We start from the raw sequence: 18,741 nt of genomic DNA on the forward strand, positions 1-18,741 counted from the left end.
TCACTCCCGAAGATCTTTCTGGTGGATTGGGCAACGAGTGCCAGGTGGGCTTTTAGATGGTCGCCGGCTTTTTAATTGGAGCCGATCTGGCCAAAAGCTTTTTGTGAGCCTGCTGTATCGAAAATCCCCGGAGAGGGGAGGGGGCTTACAAACCCCTGAAAGCATCGAGGCCACCAGTTTCCCGGGCAGCTTGCCGGGCACAGTCGAACAGAGCCTTTCTGTCCTCGGGCTTGTGCATGAGGCCAAGATTTGTGACCGTTGTCATGACGCAGGCAATCTCCTGCTGTGCATCAAACACCGGTACGGCCTGCCCCGTAATACCTGGTAGCAGGTGGTCGGTCAGTTCGGCCCAGCACTCGGTGCGGACGGTCTCGAGGATCTTGCGCGAGGGTGGTTTGCCTCGGAAATGAGGGGGCTGCAATTTCCTGGCAACGTTGATCTGGCTTTCGGGAAGGAATGCCTGGAAGATCAGACCGCACGCGGAATTGTCGACCGGAAGGACGTCACCAAGCCCGACGGAACTGATCGAAAAAAGTGCGCTGCGATACCAGCGCACGACTGTTGGGCCACGCTCGGTCCAGATGGCAATGCCCGCACTTGCGGCGTACCCACTGGCGAGTTGCTTCGTGTGCCTTGCCGCGATCTCGACAGGGTTTACACGTTTCAAGGCGCCAATTCCGATACTCAGCGCTGTCGGGCCAAGATCGTAGTGCCCGGTCTGGGGGTCTTGCATGACGAGCCCCTCCTTCGCAAGGCTTTGAAGGTATCGGTGTGCGGTTGGGCTGCCGGTGCCAGCCTGTTTGGCGATGACGCCAAGTGCCATGGCTTCGGAACCATTGGCCAGGATGTTCAAGAACCGCGTGGCAATGGAAACGGATTGAATGTTACCGGAGCGTTTGGGTGATTGTCCGGTCATTTCACCATCTGCGTCTTCACTCATTGCCTGGCACCTTAATCGGCTGATGCCTGGATTCGTCGTGCAACCAATCTGAATATTTCGACAACGCACACCCCTCCCATCTCACCGACAGGGTATTTGGCAACCGTTGCAAGTTCAATCGTGAATGCAGCAGATTTTCCGTTGAAATTCAGTTTGTTGACAGAAGGTGTTGCCAGTTCGCCACATTTATTTATGAGTTTTATACTCATGTTGAAATGTGTAATGAGTTCTGTATAGTGAAATTCAGTTGATCCGGTCACCGGCGGCTGGGGCAAGCATGAGCCGCAACCGGTGACAGGGTCGCCTCTCCCCAACTGCTCGTGGGCAAGGCTTTTCCAGCTCGCGCAGTCATAAACTCATCAGGATCAAGAGATGAAACCGACTCGTATTGCGACGATGCTTGGCAGCACCGCCGTGCTCACCGTTTCACAGATGGTTACCAGCATCGCATGGGCTCAAGATGCAGGAACCGGAACTGCTGCAGAAGTAACTGTCCTCGATACTATCCTCGTGAGCGGCGAGAAGATTTCGCGCAGCCTTCAGGAGACGGCCAGTTCGGTAGAAATCATTACGGGGGAGGATCTGGAAACACGGCCGGATGAGGAAAATGTCCAGAGTGCCATTCAGGACGTTCCCAACGTCTACTATCCCGGCACGGCAGGCGTTGCGCCCATTATCCGCGGGCAGGATACACAAGGGCCGAACACCGGCGCGGTCGCGTTTTATTCAGGTACCGTTCCTCGGGCGTCCATCAACATTGACGGTCACTACCAGACCTATTTCGAAACGGTGTTCGGTGCGACATCGATCTGGGATGTGGACCAGATCGAAGTGTTCCGGGGCCCACAGACAACGTCTCAAGGTGCGAACAGCATCGCCGGTGCGATCATCGTCAAGACCATGGATCCCACGTTCACGCCGGAAGGTGCGCTGCAGGCTGAATACGGCAGCTACAACACTCACCGTGTGTCGGGCATGCTGAGCGGACCGCTGAGCAGCCAGCTCGCCGCCCGTGTCGCGCTGGACTACTACGGCCGTGACACGTTCATCGACTATATCAATTCAAGCTTCACGGATGACGAGACCAACCTCGACATCATGTCCTTTAATGGACGGGCGAAGTTGCTCTATACGCCTGACGCCATTCCGGGTCTGACGGCAAAGCTCACCTATGCGACCGCTCAGAACAATCAGCCGACATATGAAGCTGCGACGGTCCAGCCCTACGACCGGCTTGAAAACAGCCAGGCAAACGTGCCGAGCTTCTATTCCCGTTCACACACCGGGATCGCCGACCTTTCCTATGAGTTCGAAAACGGAATTGTCGTCAGCAACGTCACCCAATACACCGATCTGGAAGTGAAGCGGAGCGTCGAAACAGTCGGCAACGGCGATGCGACCATCGACCAGCAGAACTGGTCGAACGAGACCCTGGTGAACTTCGGAACCCAAGACAGCACTTTCAGCGGTGTTGCGGGCCTTTATGCAGCTCATACACAGTCAGACGAAACCCTGCTCTTGCCCTTCAATGGTTCGCCGGATTTCGAGGATTCCAAGACCAATCTGGGTGTATTCACCGAGATCGATTACCGGATCAGCGATGCCTGGACCCTGACAGGCGGCTTGAGGTTCGAGAGCGACCGGATCAAGCGTACCGGCCTGTCGTCGACGGTTGCGCCCAGGCCCGTGGATTTCGATTACGACGAGACCTTCAACGCGCTTCTGCCGAAGATTGCGCTCGCCTACAACATCACGCCGGACGTTACCGTGGGCGGCCTTGTCAATCGGGGTTTCAATCCAGGTGGTGTTGCCTTCGACTTCCTGAATGGACAAGCCCTGCCGTTCAAGGCGGAGACGTCCTGGAACTACGAAATTTTCGGCCGAGCCAATCTTCTGGACGACAAACTGTTTGTGTCCGCAAACCTTTTCTACACCGACTATCACGACTCCCAGCGTTACTTCCAAACGGTGTTGCCTGGCAGCAGCGTGACGCAGCTCCTCACGTTGAACGCGGAACGGGCCCACGCCTATGGTCTTGAAGTGGCGATGAGCTACCAGGTCCTGGACAATCTGCGTGTGAATGCCAATGCCGGTGTGCTTCAGAGTGAGATCTCCGAATTCGACACGCTGCCGTCGGTCGAAGGCAATGAATTCGGCAAGGCTCCGGGCTATATGCTGGGCTTTGGTGTGGACTGGAGTGTGCTGGAAAACCTGACCCTCTCGGCAAATGTCGAGCATTTCGACGGGTACTATTCGGACGATCTCAACACGCCGGCTTTTCAGGTCGATCCCTATACAATCGCGAATGCACGGGCGACCTACCAGGTTCACGATCATTTCCAGCTCTATGGCTACGTGAACAATATCTTCGATGAGCGTGTTCCGACCTATCTCGAGAACCGGCCGGGAGTCGCTTCCTTCGCCACCATGACGGCACCGCGCATGTTCGGCATTGGTGCAAAGGCAACGTTCTAAATCAGGCTTCACGACACAATTCTGCCGGCGGCTGGGGAAACCTTGCCGCCGGCAGAACATTGATTGCTTAAGAAACTTAGCCGTTTAAATATCTATCTGATGCGAACCGATTTTCCGCGCGAGAGGGGAGGGGAGTGGCTGCATCAACCTGCCAGCCTGAATTCCAGAATGCTGACGGGGCTGGCCGTCGGTGTTATGGAAAAAGTCTCAAAACCTGCCTTCGCCAACAGCTCGGTAAATTCTTCGGCCGTCCGCTCCCTGCCACCGAGCTGCGTCATCATGAAGATATCCTGGGACGATCCGCGGGCGTCGGCAGCAGCGGCGCTGGTCATCATGTCGATCAGGTAAAGGCGCTCTTTTCCGCTCAGGGATTGGCTGGTGTTCTGCAGGATGGTGATCGCAGCTTCGTCGTCAAAGTCATGGAAGACCCGGCTGAACAGATAAACATCGGCACCACCTGGTACATGCTCGAAGAAGGATCCGTTTTGAGTAGTTGCCCGGCCGTTTGACCGCATCCGCTCGAACAACGGATCGTGGTCTTCAACACCGCGCGGAAGCTCGAACAGAGTTCCCGTGGTTTCCGCGTTTCTGTCCAGAATTTGTGCCAGAAACGACCCGTTGCCGCCGCCGACATCCATGATCCTGGTGCCTGGTGCGAATGCCAGTTTGTCGACGACGACAGCACCAATGCCTTTTGAGGCCCCGTTCATCTGGTCGTCGAACCGTTTTTGCGCTGCCTCATCCTGTGCGTGCCAATCGAAAAACGCGGAGCCATGGGCCAGATCGAAGGCAGTCGTACCGGTTCGCAGTTGTTCGGGCAGGTTTTCCCAGCTTTGCCAGAGCAATGGGTCGAGTTCACAGGCCACCCAGTTGCGCAGGCTCTGCGGATGCCCCGGCACGAGGTGGCGGGTGACAGGGGAGGGGAGGTAATGCCCCTGGGCATCCAGGGAAATCACTTCTTCATTGACCAGGTGCCTGAGCACTCGTTCCAGGAGACGGGGCTTTGTTCCAGTGATTTCCGCAAGCTCTCCCAGCGATCTCGCCCGCTCGACCAGGAGGGCGGGTATCCCGAGCTCGACAAGAGCACGAATACATTGAGACGTGCGATATGCCGTGATCTGTGCCATCAGCTTGAAGGGTGGAACGGCTGCCGGGTGTTCGGAAGGTGTGGGAGCTTGTGCTGTCAATTTCGCAATCCTTGTAAATGAAAATTTGCCGGAGGGTCCGGCTCAATGGAGGGCAGGGGAGGGCGCTGGCTGTTATGCGCCCAGGGTCGCACCTCCATCGACCACGATGTCCTGCAGCGTGATGTGCCCGGCCTTGTCGGATGCAAGAAACAACACGGTCTCGGCAATATCGTCGGTCGTGCCTACCTTTTGCAGCGGAATGCCGAGTTTGAACCGATCCGGTTGGCCCGCGACCAGCTGCCTGTAGCCGGATGCTCCACCCGCCATCTCGCGCAGCATCGGCGTATCGGTCGAACCCGGCGAGACAAGGTTGCAGCGGATGCCGAAGGGAGCGAGTTCCAGCCCGATGCAGTGGCTGAGGCTCGCCATCGCTGCCTTGGACGCGCAATAGGCAGTCATGCCCGTGCGAGGCACATGCGCCGCATTGGAGGCAATGTTCACGATCGCCCCGCTTTGCCGTTCCTTGAACACCGGTATCCATTGGCGTAGCAGGTAGAACGGTCCGCTGACGTTGACGTTCATACAGGCCTGCCAATCCTCTAGCGACAGATCCTCCGCCGCCCCGGTTCGCAGGACACCGGCGGCATTCACCAGGATGTCCGGGTACCACCGGTCTGCCATGAGCCCGCTAGAGATCTTTTCAACCTGACGGGCATCGGCAAGGTCCGCTGTGAGAATGCGAAATGGCAGGGTGCTGTCGCCGGCCTGTCTGTCCAGACCAAGGACCGTGGCGCCCGCGTCACAAAACCTTTCTGCGATGCGCCGACCGATGCCGCTTGCGGCACCGGTTACGAACACGCGCTTGCCTGCGAACTGCCGAGTTGACATGTCGGAGCGCTCTGCTGTGTCAGGCTGCAAGGCGCTTGCTTTCAATGAGCGCCCACCAGCCGTTCAGGGTCGGGACACGCGCCAGTTCGTCAAAGCCGACCACAATGCCGCGTTCCTTCAGTTCACTGGCAAGTTTCATGACCTGAATGGAATCGAGGCCATAGAAAATCAGGTTTTCTTCCGGATCGAGATCGGCGTCGTCTTCGATGAGCTCCAACACGCGGCTGTGCAGCCAGTCCCGCATCGGCTTAGACTTCCGGGCTGCACCTGTGAGGCTTGCCGTATCTGTGACCGCACCACAGCGGGTGGCGACATATTTCAGGGCCATCTTGTGTTCGGCCTCGGAAAAATCGGCAACCGCATCGCCAATCATGAAGGCCTGAATGTCGTTCATGAACGCATCCGCAACAGTCATCAGGCAGCCGATGTGTGCGTAGATGCCACCGACGATCAGTTGATCGCGGCCAAGGGATGCCATGCGGGCCTTGAGGTCGGATCGTTGAAATGCACTGTAGCGCCATTTCGTCAGAACCACGTCGTTTTCGCCTGGCTCCAGGCCCTTGACCACCTGCTGCAGGGCCGGGTCGGCCACGGTCAGGCCGGGACCCCACATGTCGTTCAGGAGTGCTCGGTCTTCCGGCGGCTGGTCATGAGGCTGAGCCGTGTAGATGACCGGGACGTTGTTGGCGTAGGCCCAGTTGCGGACACGCTGCAGGTTGGCGATCAACCGCGTCATCAGTTCGCCGTCGGCGTTGTAGTAGCGGAGGAAATAGTCCTGCATGTCGTGGATCAGGAAGACAGCACGAGCGGCATCCGGTTTCCAGCCGGTCTTGTTCGCTGGAAAGTCCTTCGGCATCGGGTAGTCGGAAATTGTCGGGATGGTCATTGGGAACCTCTACTGTGTCAGAGCGGGAGTGAATTTCTGCGCGAGATCCATGCGCAGTTTCTTCTTGTCGGGTTTGCCGAAGGCTGTGAGGGGAATGGCGTCCGCAAAACTGAAGCGGTCAGGCAGCTTGTAGTCGGCAACTCCGAGCGACATCAGGTGCCTGCGAAGAGCAAGCGGCTTGATGCAGGAGTTGTCCGAGACAATGACAGCGCAGCTTTTCTCGCCGAGTGCCGGATCCTGGATGGCGACAAGGGCCGCTTCACGCACATCAGGATGAAGCAGAAGCAGGCTTTCCACCTCTTCCGCGGCTATCTTCTCGCCGCCCCGGTTGATCTGGTCCTTTACCCGCCCGACCACCCGCAGATAACCTTCACCGGTGCGGCACACCAGGTCACCGGAATAGTAGAACCCGTCCTCATCGAAGACGTCGGCATTGTGTTCCGGGCTTCGAAAGTAGCCGCGGAAGGTGTAGGGACCACGCGTCGCAAGTCTGCCCGTTTCGCCATCGGGAACAGGTTGCCCGTCTTCTCCGACAATCTTGATTTCGTCGTCAGGGCTGATCGGGCGTCCCTGGGTCGTGAAGACAAGCTCATCCGGATCATCCAGACGGGTGTAATTCACCAGTCCTTCCGCCATTCCGAAGACCTGTTGCAGCTTGCAGCCAAGTATCTGAGGGACCAGACGCGCATGGGACTCGGGAAAATGTGCGCCACCCACCTGCAGGAGTTTCAGGCTCTCCAGCGCATTGCGATGATCAGGCGCTGCCTGAAGCCAGAGATTGACGGCGGAAGGCACAAGACCGGCCATGGTCACCTTGTGTTTGCGAATAAGCTCGAAACAGGCAAGAGGTTCCGGATTGGGGGCGAGCACGACGCAGCCACCGGCATGGAACACTCCGAGTGCGCCTGGTGAACTGAGCGGAAAGTTGTGCCCGGCCGGCAACGCGCAAAGAAACCGCGTTTCGGGTGTCAGGTCGCAAATTTCCGCGCTGGCCCTGACGCTGTAGTCGTAGTCGTTGTGCGTGCGTGGGATCAGCTTCGGTGTACCCGTGCTGCCGCCGGACAGCTGGAAAAAGGCGACTTCGCGTGGGGGTGTCGGGCCGTAATCGGGGGCAACGCCTTCCGGAGCACTTTCGATCCAGTGTGACAGGCTGGAGGCGGCATCTGCTTCGTCCATAAGAAGAACAGTGAGAGCACCGTCCTGCATTTCCTGCAGGGTGCCGATGAAGTCTTCCGTCCTGAACAGCTCATGTTGGCGGCTGGCGATCAGAAGTTTCGGTTCGATCTGCCGGGCATAGGCCGTCATCTCGTGACGTCGATGGCTGTAGAGCGCGTTGACCGGTGCAATGCCGGCCTTCAGCAACGCAAAAAAGGCGATGTAGAACTCGGCGAGGTTAGGCAGCTGTACCAGTGCGGTGTCACCGTGGCCCAACCCTTTTGCCGCCAATCTTGCAGCCAGATTGGAGGACAGCTGGTCGAGTACCTCATAGGAAAGGGTTCGTTCGCCGCACACGATCGCCGGTGCGGAGGGACGCGTTTGCCTTTGTTGATCCAGAATTCGGGTCAATGGCTGATCGATCCAATAGGCACAGGTGCGGTAATGCGCTGCCAGATCCTCTGGCCAGCGCTGAAATTCGACGTTCATTGGAAAACCTGATTGTTTGGTAAGGTCAGGGGCTCAGGCGGCCAGGCCGCAAGCCTTGAGCATGGTACCCAGTTTGGTCTGGACTTCGGCCCATTCGGAATCCGGTTGAGAGGCCTCAACGATGCCGGCGCCTGCGAAAAGCCGCACCACGTCACGCTCTACGATGCCGCAGCGGATGGTGATGGCCCATTCACCGTTGCCCTGGGCGTCGCACCAGCCGACAATTCCGGTGAAAAGCCCGCGCTCGAACGGTTCGACAAATCGGATGAGACGGTGAGCCAGCTCGGTTGGATATCCGCAGACAGCCGGCGTCGGATGCAGGAGGCATGCTAGCTGCAACACGGTCATCGACGGGTCGTTCAGCTTTCCCTCGATCCTGGTGGACAAATGCCACAAAGCCGCTGTGCCAAGAAGCGACGGCTGATCCGGCACATCGATCTGTGAGCAATAGGGTTGCAGCAAACGGTGAATGTCCTCGACGACCAGCCTGTGCTCGTAGCGATCCTTTTCGGAGCGAAGCAATTCAGTGCCGGCGTCCTTGTCATCGGCGAGTTCGGGCAGGCGTCTGGTCGACCCCGCTAGCGGGTTTGACGTGAACGAGCGGCCGTTCTTGCGAATGAGCAATTCCGGGCTGACGCCGATCAGCTCGCTGCCATCCGGAAGTGGCACCTGGAACTGATAGCCGTCGCTGTTCTGGGCTCGCAGGCTTGTCATGAGCCGCTCGACATCGACAGGCTCTGCAAATTGCAGTTCCCGTATGACCGAAAGGACGGCCTTGCGGACATCACTGTGCTGGAAGTTGACGATGGCGTGTTGGACGGCCCGTTTGAAGCCGGCCTCATCCGGATAACTCCGCTGCGCGAGCAGCTCCGGCATGATGCGTTTGGTGACGGCGCCTCCGTTCGGCTCCTTGCAGGTGCGCCATTCATGGCGTTCAGGCACGTAGAGGCAGGACACCTCACCGAGATCGAACGGAATGGCACCAACGACAATCGGGTTTTCCTGGCCAGCATTGCGGGCGCGTTCCAGGGCTGCGCCAACCGTGGCTTGAAACAGGTCGCCCGAAGTTTTTCCGGTCCGGGCCGGGACGGCAATCCGCTCAATAATTCCGTCGGCATGCAGTTCGTTTCCGCCTGAAGTGAACAGAAATTTTCGCTTGGGATCAGGCTGGATGGCCACGTCCTCGTGACGCATCACTCTCGCTCCGGTTGCCATGGAGCATCTCCTATATGAATGGTTGACCTGCTTCAATACTTGAGTATGATACTCATGTTTTGTCAACACCAAAAGTCGCAATGAAAAATCTTACACCCATGCAGGCCGCTTACTGGACCGGGCGCGAAGCCAAGGGCTTCCTCGGAAATGTATCAGCTCATCTTTATGTGGAATTCGATGGCAGCAACATCGATCCGACCCGGCTGGAGGAGGCGGTTCGCAAACTCTATGAGACGCATGCCATGCTTCGCATGCAAATCACGGCGGATGGCCGGCAAATCATTGGAAAAACAGAAGAAAGCCTGTCTTTCGAGGTTGAGGACCTGAGCCGTCTCAAACCGCAAGCACTCGCCCATCGATTGGCGGAAAAGCGGGAGAGCTGGACCAGTCGATCGCTGGAACTTGCCAGCGGTGAGACGTCCGCATTCGGACTTAGCCTGCTGCCCGATGGTGCCAGCCGCTTGCATGTCGACACGGATATGGCGGCGATCGACCCGCCGAGTTTCTGCCTCCTCATGGAGGACCTTGCCCGGTACTACGAAAAGCCCTCATTGCCAGTGGAACCCGGGGAAAGCAGCTTTTTCGACTGGCTGGACGCCAAAGCCGATGATGCGGATTTGCACAGGCGTCAGCAGGAAGACAAGCGCTGGTGGCAAGAGCGTCTGGATGACATGCCGCCGGCGCCCGATCTGCCGGTCGTTGCCGCTGGCCAACGGGTCAAAAGCGGCAGGCTCGCCGCCTATCTGTCGCCTGCTGAACGCAGGTCACTGGAAGAGACCGCACGCCGGCTGCGCGTGACAGTGTCGGCATTGATGCTGGGGTTGTTCGCCGCTGTTGTGGGAGGGGCCACCGGCAGCAGCCGTTTTCGTCTCAACGTGCCGATGTTCTGGCGCGCTCCTTACACCGCCGGTGTCGAGCGGCTTGTCGGAGACTTTTCCAACACCCTCATTCTGGCGGTCGATCTACGGCCCGGGGAGACCTACGAAGAGGTTTGCAAATCTCTGGCCGGCAGAATGCTGGACCTGCTCGCCCATTCTGCCTATCCGGGTGTCAGCGTGATGCGTGATCTGTCGCGCCATCATCGGTCCCTGCAGTCTGCGCCCATCGTGTTTACCTCCGGCCTCGGTCTGCCGGGGGGAGGCCTCTTTTCCGAACGTGTCCGCCAGGTTTTCGGATCGATGAACTGGGCCGTGTCACAAGGGCCGCAAGTTGCCCTGGATGCCCAAGTTGCGGAACTGGACGGCGGTATCCTGGTCAACTGGGATATCCGATATGACGCACTGCCCGAAGCCTGGGTCGATGCCGCGTTCAAGAGCTATCAGCGGCTCGCGAGGAAAGTTGCGGCCGACCCGCGGTCACTTGGCGAACAGGCAGTTTGCAGCGTCATGACGTGCGGCTCTGCAAGACGGCCCGCCACATACACCGAAGACATGCTTCTGGAATTGTTGAACCGGCTGGCGCCGGGCAGGGTGACTGGCAGTGACACTGACATGCATCTCCCTATCCGGGATTTCGGACTGGGCGAGGGCGATCTTGCGGACTTCGTCACCTTTCTCAATCGTTACATTCCATCTGCAGCCATTGCACCGGAGGACATTGGGCCTGCGAGCACGACTGCTGCCCTGGCATCCCTGATCAACGATCGCTCTGGCAAGGCGTCGGACAGCATCGCACGAGCTTTTCTGCAGGCGGTTGGCGCAAGTAGCCGGATTTCGTTTGCCGCTCAACCTGCCGAATAGATCCGCTGGAGACATCATGACATCCGAACTGACGTCGCTGCAGCGCGCGTACCTCCTTGGCAGAAGCGAATATGTGCCTCTCGGCGGTGTCGCGATGCAGGAGTTTCGCGAGTATCGCGGTCGCTTCAACCTCGCTCTTCTGGAGCGCCGGCTGCTCCATCTGGCGGAGCGATATGACAGTCTGCGGACGGTTGTCGATGGCCAACGCCAATCGAGACACGTCCTGGCAACGCCGCAGGTCGATTTCCTCCGCATCGATCTGTCCGACCAGACGCCGGAAAGTGCTGAGCAAAAGATCGCCGAGTTGAAGCAGGGGTTTACCCATGAGCTGTTCGATCTGACTGCACCGCCCTGGCGGGTCGTCGCGTTCCAGCTGCCCGAAACGGGCGGTGAGACCGGAGATGACTGTGCAATCTTCTTCCGGTTCGATGCGCTGATCCTGGACGGTTTTTCCATAGCTGCGCTGATGGTTGAACTGTTCGAGGATCGACAGATCGAATCCGCGGCAAGCTTGCCTGTTCCTTCTGCCATACAGCCGATCAAGAGCCAGAACGAGGCTGATGCAGACTACTGGAGGGCCAAGCTCGGGTCTTACGAAGGCGTGCCGAAGCTTCCCTGGGCGAAATCTCTGGAGACCATTGGAACCTCTCGCTATGCGCGCGCCGGTTTGACGATCGATGCAGCACGATTCCGCAAGCTCACGCGCATGGGGGCAAAGGCGGGCCTCTTTCGCAATACGGTGCTGTCGGCCGTGATCCTGGAAGTTCTGTCGCACTGGTTGAGCGAAGGGGGGCTTCATGTCGGCGTACCGGCGGCCCCGCGAACGGAAGGGGGCTACCAAAACGGGTCGACGTTCTTCGCCGTCGCTTGGGACGGGCAGGGAACCGACGATTTTGTTGCCAGGGCAAGGGCCTTGCAGGACGACGTTCTGGAGGGGCTGGATCACCTGTCGTTTTCCGGCGTCGACATCAGCCGGTTCCTGATGGATCTCGGCGGTGGTGCAAGTGGTGTCGCCCTGCCGGTTGTCCTCACGAACGGGCTGTCCTGGCCAGTGCTCTCGTCCGATGCGCACGTTCGCCTGCATGACGGCCTGACACAGACACCGCAGGTCGCATTGGACATTCGCCTGGGTGCGTTGGCCGACGGAGGTCTGGTGATCGATATCGATCATGCTGTCGAGGCTATCGAGCGCACCGTCGTCGACGATATTCTTACAGCCATCGACAGGGCCGTGACCGCTATCTGCGAAAGCGAAGAGCTTCAGGTCGAAGCGCGAAACGTGCTGGATTTCGACCACTATCGGTTCAACATGCCGGAGGAGACTTTTGCCGCCTGCGGGTTCCTGAGGCGCATTGCCGACAACATGTTTTCAACACCGCCGGAAAACGACGCGCTTGTCTGCGGTGCCCGTCGGGTCTCCTATGCAGAGCTCGGCAGGGGCGTGCACAAGGTGCTGGCGTCTCTCGCGGCCCGAAACCTTCAAAAGGGAAATGTTGCGGTTCTTGCGCTGCCGCGTTCTCCTGAACAGACGATGGTGACGCTGGCCTGTGCGCTGCGTGGGGTAACCTGGGTTCCCGTGGATGCTTCTGCCCCAGAAGAGCGCAGAAAATTTCTCTGCGACAATTGCAAGCCAGACCTTGTCGTCGGAACGCAGCCGGTTGAGGGCTACGACGTCGTTTCTGCCGAGACGCTGCTGCAGGGAGAACCCTCCGGCGACGTATTTGACTTCATGCCGCCGCTTCAGGAGCTCTCGTCCAGTCCGGAGGCTGCCTACTATCTTTATACGTCAGGCACGACCGGGAAACCGAAATGCGTCGTGCTGTCCAACCGATCGACCGACAACGTCATCGGCAGTACCAATGCGGAGTGGGAAATCACTTCGGGTGACATCTTCATTTCAGTCAGTCCATTGCATCACGACATGTCTGTCTACGAGGTCTTCGGGTGTCTGACCGCTGGCGGAACGCTGGTTCAACCCGCTGAGGGCGAGGAGAAGGATGCGGTTCGGTGGAACCAGCTGATTGACGCGCACGGCGTAACGATCTGGTCCTCGGTTCCGACCATCTTCGAGATGCTGCTTTCCTGCCGTCAAGAGCCGGAACTTGCCAACTTGCGCCTGATCAACCAGGGCGGCGACTACCTCAAACCGGCGGTGATCGCAGAAGTAAGGCGCAGCAACCCGGCTATCCGATTGAGTTCAATCGGCGGACCGACCGAAACCACGATCTGGAGTATCTGGCACAGGATCTGTCCGGAAGATACAGGCAACATACCTTATGGCCGACCGCTGCCGGCAAACCGGTATTTCGTGCTCAACGAGAAAGGCGAGCACTGCCCTGTCGGTGTTGTTGGCCGTATCCATTCTTCGGGTGTGAACACGGCGCTCGGATATCTGGAAGACGGCGAGTTGCGGCAGCATGACTTCGTCGTGATCCGGGATGAGCACGGAGAGCCGGTTCGCGCATTCCGGTCCGGAGACCGGGGGCGATACAGGCAGGACGGACTGATCCTGTTCGACAGCCGCGTTCAGGGTTACGTCAAGGTGCGCGGCGTCCGCATTTCCATGCCTGACGTCGAGAATGAACTTGTGAAACACCCTGACGTCGCCCGCGTTCTACTGACGGATCTTGGAGACGAACGCCGTGGGGAAACCGAATTGGGCGCCCTTTATGAACCGGTTCCAGGAAGCGGACTTTCCGATGCGGACCTTCGGCATTTTGCAAGACAGCACCTGCAGGAATCCCACGTTCCCGCATACTTTTTAAAGGTGGATAGCATTCCGCTTTCTGCCAATGGAAAACCGGATCGAAGGGCTGCGAGGCAATTGTTTGCAGATTTCCCTTCCAGACAACCGGTGCCGCAAAGGAAAACATCCACGGCAAACCGTCGGCTTCTCGACATCTATCTGGAGGTCGTCGGCTGCGGAGCACCGTCAGCCGTAAATGGGGCTACCGACTTCCTGTCGATGGGGCTGTTACCGTCGCATCTCAAGTCGATCGCTCAGCGCATCTCCGACGAATTCGGCGTCGCTCTGCCGCCAAAGCAACTTCTCACGTGCCGAAACGCGAACCAGGTGGAGGAACTCGTTTCCCGAGAGCTGCCTTGATTGGCCTCAAGACGTTCCGTTTTCCAACCTTGCGAATAATTCCGTCGTCATTTGACATCGAAAAAGGAGTTTCGTTCATGCCGGACATCGGTCCAACCGGTGAGATGCCGCTGACGCTGCCACAGCTCGACTTCTGGGAAGAATTCACCTTTCATCCCGACCAGCCCGTGTCGACGGTCGCGCATTACATCGAGCTTGAAGGCGACATTGACGAGCCAGCGTTGACCAGGGCGATCACACGCACCATCAGCGAGGCCGAGATCCTGTCGGCAAGGTTCCGTGTGAGCCCGGATGGTGGAGCGCCGGTTCAGGTTTGTGATCCGGAGTTTCTGCCCGCGCTTGTACAGGTGGACTTGCGCGGGGATGCCGAGCCACTCGAAGTTGCCAGAAAGCGGATGGAAACCGATCTGGCCGCAAAACTGGATTTGCAGCACGATAAACTGTCGGCGCATGCGCTTTACCGCGTCGGGGAGAGAAAGTACCTCTGGTACATCCGCGCTCACCATATCATCGTCGATGGCTATGGTCTGGCGCTGATCGAACAGCGCTGTGCCGAGCTGTACAACCATTATCGCGGCCAGGGCGATGCCGGTCTGCCATTCCATCCGCTGGCAAGTTTTCTGTCTGAAGAGGCTCGATATCAGGAGAGCCGGCAGTGGAACGACGACAAGGCGTTTTGGTCGGACTATTTCGCAAGAGCCTCCGACATCGAAGTTCTGGAGAGGGGAGATGAAGACTATGGTGGCCCCGGGTATCACGCTCAGGTTTCTCTATTTCCGGAGTTCAAGCGAAACCTGCAGACAACCGCTGCGGCGGTTGAAATTGGCTGGCCGGATCTCCTGACGCTGCTCTGCGGTCTCTATCTTCTGCGCGAACGGACCGGTCGGCAGATGCCGACCGAGAATGCGTTGACCCTTTGGCTTCCTTTCATGAGCCGGTGGGGCAGTGTGGGGGCGCATTTGCCGGCGCTGCTGGTCAACATTCTGCCGTTCCGGATGGAGGTGAACAGAACCGACAACCTGGCAGATTTTCTGAAAGGCTCGGCTGCTGAGCTGAAACGCCAAAGGCGATACAGCCGCTACCGTATCGAGCAGATTTCACAAGACCAGGGGCTGACAGAAGGCAGCCGGTACTTCTTCTCTCCCCTGATCAACGTGCTGCCCTTCAATGCACCGGCTTTCACCGGTTGCAGGTCTCGCCGCCATATTCTTGGCAGTGGCCCCGCTGACGGCTTCAATCTCACTTTCCGAGGAGAGGATGACGCAAGCAACCTGACCCTGTGCCTGGACGCCGATCCCAGCCTGATGAGCACACAGGCTTTCAGCGAACACGAAAAGAAACTGCCGTCATTCCTGTCAGATGCACTTCAGCCGGAATGGCTGACTCGACCGGTCGGCGATGTCCTTGGAACGACCTGCTCGTCAACTCTGTTTGACGCAGCTGTGCAGCGATTTCCGATGTAGTGACGCGTCATCAGGGACTGACTGCCTTTGGGAGGGGAGGGCAGCGTCCTCTGAAAAACAAGTGGCAAGCTGGTCGGATACGAGTTGGACTACCGGCCAGGTGGCGGCGCGAAACTCTCTGTTATGGCCATCGTGGCAGGCCAGACAATCCTGGTCTTGTGGCTGTTGTCGCGCAGCACTTGCAGAACTTCCCTCGCGATTGTTCGCCCGAGCTGCTCCAGATCGATCTCGAATGCCGTTACCGGCGGGTTGAGGAAGCGAAGGAGCTTGCTTCTGCGGAGAGTTGCAACCGACAGGTCCTTGCCCGGTGAGAGCCCGGCTTCCTGAAGGGCCGAGTAAACGCCAAAGGCCATCAGTTCGTAGTTCAGCAGCAGCGCGGTCGCCCGGTTGGACATTTCCAGGATCTGGCGGGTCACCTGATTGCCGCCGGACTCGCTGACTTCACACTCGAAGATCAGACCGGGATCGAATTCCAGCCCCGTTTCGGCAACTGCGGTTTCATAGGCTTCGCGCAACACACTGGCGATGTTGGATCGGGTCGGCGGCACGGTAATGGCAATGCGTTTGTGCCCGAGGGCCACCAGCTTGCGGATTGTCTGATCGACATATCCTTCGAAATCGAGATCGATCCAGGGGTGCTGGTCTTCCAGGCGTGACCGTCCGAGTGTCAGGAACGGGAGCCTTGACTTGAGCAGGAACTCGATCCGCGGATCGTTCTTCATGGTCGCGGTTACAACAATGGCATCCGCCGTGCCACGCGCGATAACGCGTTTCAGAAACTCCGTCGGATCATTGGCGGAATGGCAAGGCAGGATGATGAGATCATAGCCCTGGTCGTCGAGTTCGGCCTGCATGGCGTCAATCACGCGCATGAAGAAGTTGTCGCCGCTCCTGAGTTCTGACTGCCCGGTTTCAAGCATGAAGGCGATTGTCTGCGTTGTTCCACGACGCAGCGAACGGCCCGAAGCGTTCGCACTGTAGCCGAGTTCAACTGCAGCATTGAGCACGCGCTCTCGGGTCTTTGCGTTTACATCCGGCTTGTCGTTCAGCGCTCGCGAAACGGTTCCGATAGAGATCCCAAGATGTTGCGCGAGGTCTTTTATGTTCAAGGACAGGGGCTCCTGAAAAGATTTCCGAAAACGTTTACGAAACTTCTTGACACAAAGTTCCATCGTAATCTAGCGTCGTAAACGTTTACGGAGCCCGGAAAGACGAAAGGTCACAACCGCGCCCGATGGGAGGAAATCACATGCAGACCGCCGTCATGGTGGGGTGCGGAGCCATGTCCGAGGGCTGGCTACGTGCACTTCAGGACATCAACTCTTCCGGCAAGCGGGTCGAGATTGTCGGCTTTGTCGACCTTGACACGGACCTTGCGCAAAAACGTGCTCAGACCTCCGGCTTCGGCAACGCAGAGGCCGGAAACGATCTGACGGAACTGCTGTCCAGGCTGAAGCCAGACCTCCTGTTCGATATCGTCGTGCCATCTGCCCGCAACGAAGTGGTGACCCAGGGCTTCGCTGCCGGCTGCGATGTGCTTTCCGAAAAACCGATGGCGAACTCGCTGGACGAGGCAAAAGCACTGCTCGACGTGCGACGGGATCAGGGCAGGTTGCATGCCGTGATTCAGAACCGCCGCTTTCTGCCCGGCATCCGGCGTGCAAAACAGTTTCTGGACCAGGGTGGCATTGGGCGGATTGCGGAGGTCCATTGCGACTTCTTCATCGCACCGCATTTCGGTGGGTTCCGGGAAGAGATGGATCATGTGCTGTTGCACGACATGGCAATCCACACTTTCGACGCGGCCCGTTTCGTCGCCGGTCTGGAACCGCGCCGGGTCTTCTGTCACGAGAGCAATCCGTCCCATTCCTGGTACCGCCACGGAGCCAGTGCCGCCGCCATCTTCGACTGCCATGACAATGTGACCATGACCTATCGCGGCTCGTGGTGTGCGGAAGGCGCACGCACGGACTGGGAAGCCTCCTGGCGGATCATCGGATCGCGCGGAACTCTTTTGTGGGACGGCAACGAAGGCTTCCGAGCCGAAATCGTGAAAGCGGCCGAAGGCTTTCTGTATCCGCTGGAAGAGGTCGAGGTGCCCGAATTGCCCGCATCGCTGGAGGCCACCGGCCATGCAGGCGTCATTGCCGATTTCCTGGATGCGCGTGAAACCGGCAGGGCCGCTCTCACGGATTCCGCCGACAACATCCGCTCACTCGCCATGACATTTGCTGCAATCCGGAGTGCCGAGGAAGAGCGCTTCGTCGAGATAGATATCTGACCCGAGGACATTCATTCATGAGCAATCCTGCAAAATCCATTCGCATCGGAACGATGATCGCCGCCACGGGCGGAGAAGCTGCGAAGCGGATCGATGAAATCGCCGATCTCGGGTTTGAAAGCTTCGAGCCGTTCTTCTGGCAGACGACCAACGGGCAGGACCTGGCCGAGCTCGGCAAGCGCTGTGTCGAGGCGATCGGCGACCGGGACATCACCATCTCGACCCTGGGCATGTTCGGGAACCCGCTGGAAGATCAGCCGCTGGACCGAGACACCCTGCAGGGCTGGAAGGACTGTATCGATAACGCCCATCACTTCGGCGCCACTTGCGTCGCCGGCTTTACCGGCAGGATCCGTGGCAAGCCCCTGGAAGACAGCCTGCCCAAATACAGGGAAGTCTGGTCCGAGCTTGCAAAACGCGCCGCCGACAAGGGTGTCAGGATCGCTTTTGAAAATTGCGCCATGGACGGCAACTGGCAGACCGGCGATTGGAACATCGCCCATAATCCGGATGCCTGGGAACTGATGTTCAACGAAACGACGGACGACAATCTCGGCCTGGAATGGGAGCCTTGCCACCAGCTTGTCTATCTGATCGATCCGTTGCCGCAGATCCGCAAGTGGGCCGACAAGATCTTTCACGTGCACGGCAAGGACGCCACAGTCCGCCATGATGTCATCCGGGAACACGGCATTTTCGGAAAACATCCGTTCGTCTTCATGCGTACGCCGGGTTTTGGCGATAGCAACTGGACAGACATCATCAGCGAGCTGCGTCTTGCAGGGTATTCAGGCTCCATCGACATTGAGGGCTGGCACGACCCGGTCTATCGCGACGAGCTCGAAATGACCGGCCAGGTGCATGCGCTCAACCATCTGAAAACTAGCCGGGGCGGTGCCTTCATACCGGGAACCGGCAAATACGAAGGCGGCGATCCCTCACTGACCTAGGGCAACGCCGTCCGTCATTCATGTCGC

Annotated in this window: 13 protein-coding genes; 6 read left to right on the top strand and 7 right to left on the bottom strand. The window is 58.5% G+C overall.

The window, feature by feature from the left end; all coding sequences use genetic code 11:
* Positions 1-145: 145 nt before the first annotated feature.
* Positions 146-940, bottom strand: a complete 795-nt coding sequence (locus tag HEP89_RS27480) for an IclR family transcriptional regulator (RefSeq protein WP_168693576.1) — start codon at positions 938-940, stop codon at positions 146-148.
* Positions 941-1,312: 372 nt separating this feature from the next.
* Here HEP89_RS27480 and HEP89_RS27485 point away from each other — a divergent pair, with 372 nt between their 5' ends.
* Positions 1,313-3,415 (top strand): TonB-dependent receptor, encoded by a 2,103-nt coding sequence (locus HEP89_RS27485; RefSeq protein WP_168693577.1) that lies wholly within the window; start codon positions 1,313-1,315, stop codon positions 3,413-3,415.
* Between the two features lie 143 nt (positions 3,416-3,558).
* Here the strand turns inward: HEP89_RS27485 and HEP89_RS27490 are convergent, their stop codons facing one another.
* The 5 genes from HEP89_RS27490 to HEP89_RS27510 form a co-directional block, all read right to left on the bottom strand.
* The gene (locus HEP89_RS27490) at positions 3,559-4,602 is read right to left on the bottom strand and encodes a methyltransferase (RefSeq protein ID WP_168693578.1); all 1,044 of its coding nucleotides are present in this window, start codon (positions 4,600-4,602) and stop codon (positions 3,559-3,561) included.
* 72 nt (positions 4,603-4,674) lie between these two features.
* A complete protein-coding gene (gene dhbA / locus HEP89_RS27495; protein WP_168693579.1) occupies positions 4,675-5,430 on the bottom strand; it encodes a 2,3-dihydro-2,3-dihydroxybenzoate dehydrogenase in 756 nt (251 codons plus the stop codon).
* Between the two features lie 19 nt (positions 5,431-5,449).
* On the bottom strand, positions 5,450-6,316 hold the full coding sequence (locus HEP89_RS27500) for an isochorismatase family protein (protein WP_168693580.1): 867 nt from the start codon (positions 6,314-6,316) through the stop codon (positions 5,450-5,452).
* 9 nt (positions 6,317-6,325) lie between these two features.
* Positions 6,326-7,960, bottom strand: a complete 1,635-nt coding sequence (locus HEP89_RS27505) for a (2,3-dihydroxybenzoyl)adenylate synthase (RefSeq protein WP_168693581.1) — start codon at positions 7,958-7,960, stop codon at positions 6,326-6,328.
* 33 nt (positions 7,961-7,993) lie between these two features.
* Positions 7,994-9,154 carry an isochorismate synthase gene (locus HEP89_RS27510; RefSeq protein WP_286201094.1) on the bottom strand — a complete coding sequence of 387 codons (1,161 nt, stop codon included), beginning with the start codon at positions 9,152-9,154 and terminating at the stop codon, positions 7,994-7,996.
* Between the two features lie 101 nt (positions 9,155-9,255).
* Here HEP89_RS27510 and HEP89_RS27515 point away from each other — a divergent pair, with 101 nt between their 5' ends.
* From HEP89_RS27515 to HEP89_RS27525, 3 genes are all read left to right on the top strand, one after another.
* Complete coding sequence (locus HEP89_RS27515) at positions 9,256-10,914, top strand: condensation domain-containing protein (RefSeq protein WP_168693583.1); 1,659 nt, start codon at positions 9,256-9,258, stop codon at positions 10,912-10,914.
* A gap of 16 nt (positions 10,915-10,930) precedes the next feature.
* Positions 10,931-14,020, top strand: a complete 3,090-nt coding sequence (locus tag HEP89_RS27520; RefSeq protein ID WP_168693584.1) for an AMP-binding protein — start codon at positions 10,931-10,933, stop codon at positions 14,018-14,020.
* A gap of 77 nt (positions 14,021-14,097) precedes the next feature.
* On the top strand, positions 14,098-15,483 hold the full coding sequence (locus tag HEP89_RS27525; RefSeq protein WP_286201082.1) for a condensation domain-containing protein: 1,386 nt from the start codon (positions 14,098-14,100) through the stop codon (positions 15,481-15,483).
* 89 nt (positions 15,484-15,572) lie between these two features.
* On the opposite strand, the gene HEP89_RS27530 is transcribed toward HEP89_RS27525, so the two are convergent.
* A complete protein-coding gene (locus HEP89_RS27530) occupies positions 15,573-16,592 on the bottom strand; it encodes a LacI family DNA-binding transcriptional regulator (RefSeq protein ID WP_168693585.1) in 1,020 nt (339 codons plus the stop codon).
* A 140-nt stretch (positions 16,593-16,732) separates the two neighbouring features.
* On the opposite strand from HEP89_RS27530, the gene HEP89_RS27535 reads away from it, so the two are divergent.
* Both HEP89_RS27535 and HEP89_RS27540 read left to right on the top strand, forming a co-directional pair.
* Positions 16,733-17,764, top strand: coding sequence for a Gfo/Idh/MocA family oxidoreductase (locus HEP89_RS27535; RefSeq protein ID WP_152507769.1), 1,032 nt, complete (start codon positions 16,733-16,735; stop codon positions 17,762-17,764).
* Positions 17,765-17,781: 17 nt separating this feature from the next.
* The gene (locus HEP89_RS27540; RefSeq protein ID WP_168693586.1) at positions 17,782-18,714 is read left to right on the top strand and encodes a sugar phosphate isomerase/epimerase; all 933 of its coding nucleotides are present in this window, start codon (positions 17,782-17,784) and stop codon (positions 18,712-18,714) included.
* Positions 18,715-18,741: the final 27 nt, after the last annotated feature.

Origin of the sequence: Labrenzia sp. 5N (assembly GCF_012395805.1) — a bacterium.
GTDB classification, from domain to species: Bacteria; Pseudomonadota; Alphaproteobacteria; order Rhizobiales; family Stappiaceae; genus Roseibium; species Roseibium algicola.

Excerpts from the sequence above, each read along its gene's own strand:
- HEP89_RS27480 (WP_168693576.1), bottom strand. The coding sequence starts at position 940 with ATGAGTGAAGACGCAGATGGTGAAATGACCGGACAATCACCCAAACGC.
- HEP89_RS27485 (WP_168693577.1), top strand. The coding sequence starts at position 1,313 with ATGAAACCGACTCGTATTGCGACGATGCTTGGCAGCACCGCCGTGCTC.
- dhbA (WP_168693579.1), bottom strand. The coding sequence starts at position 5,430 with ATGTCAACTCGGCAGTTCGCAGGCAAGCGCGTGTTCGTAACCGGTGCC.
- HEP89_RS27500 (WP_168693580.1), bottom strand. The coding sequence starts at position 6,316 with ATGACCATCCCGACAATTTCCGACTACCCGATGCCGAAGGACTTTCCA.
- HEP89_RS27505 (WP_168693581.1), bottom strand. The coding sequence starts at position 7,960 with ATGAACGTCGAATTTCAGCGCTGGCCAGAGGATCTGGCAGCGCATTAC.
- HEP89_RS27510 (WP_286201094.1), bottom strand. The coding sequence starts at position 9,154 with ATGCGTCACGAGGACGTGGCCATCCAGCCTGATCCCAAGCGAAAATTT.
- HEP89_RS27515 (WP_168693583.1), top strand. The coding sequence starts at position 9,256 with ATGAAAAATCTTACACCCATGCAGGCCGCTTACTGGACCGGGCGCGAA.
- HEP89_RS27520 (WP_168693584.1), top strand. The coding sequence starts at position 10,931 with ATGACATCCGAACTGACGTCGCTGCAGCGCGCGTACCTCCTTGGCAGA.
- HEP89_RS27525 (WP_286201082.1), top strand. The coding sequence starts at position 14,098 with ATGCCGGACATCGGTCCAACCGGTGAGATGCCGCTGACGCTGCCACAG.
- HEP89_RS27535 (WP_152507769.1), top strand. The coding sequence starts at position 16,733 with ATGCAGACCGCCGTCATGGTGGGGTGCGGAGCCATGTCCGAGGGCTGG.
- HEP89_RS27540 (WP_168693586.1), top strand. The coding sequence starts at position 17,782 with ATGAGCAATCCTGCAAAATCCATTCGCATCGGAACGATGATCGCCGCC.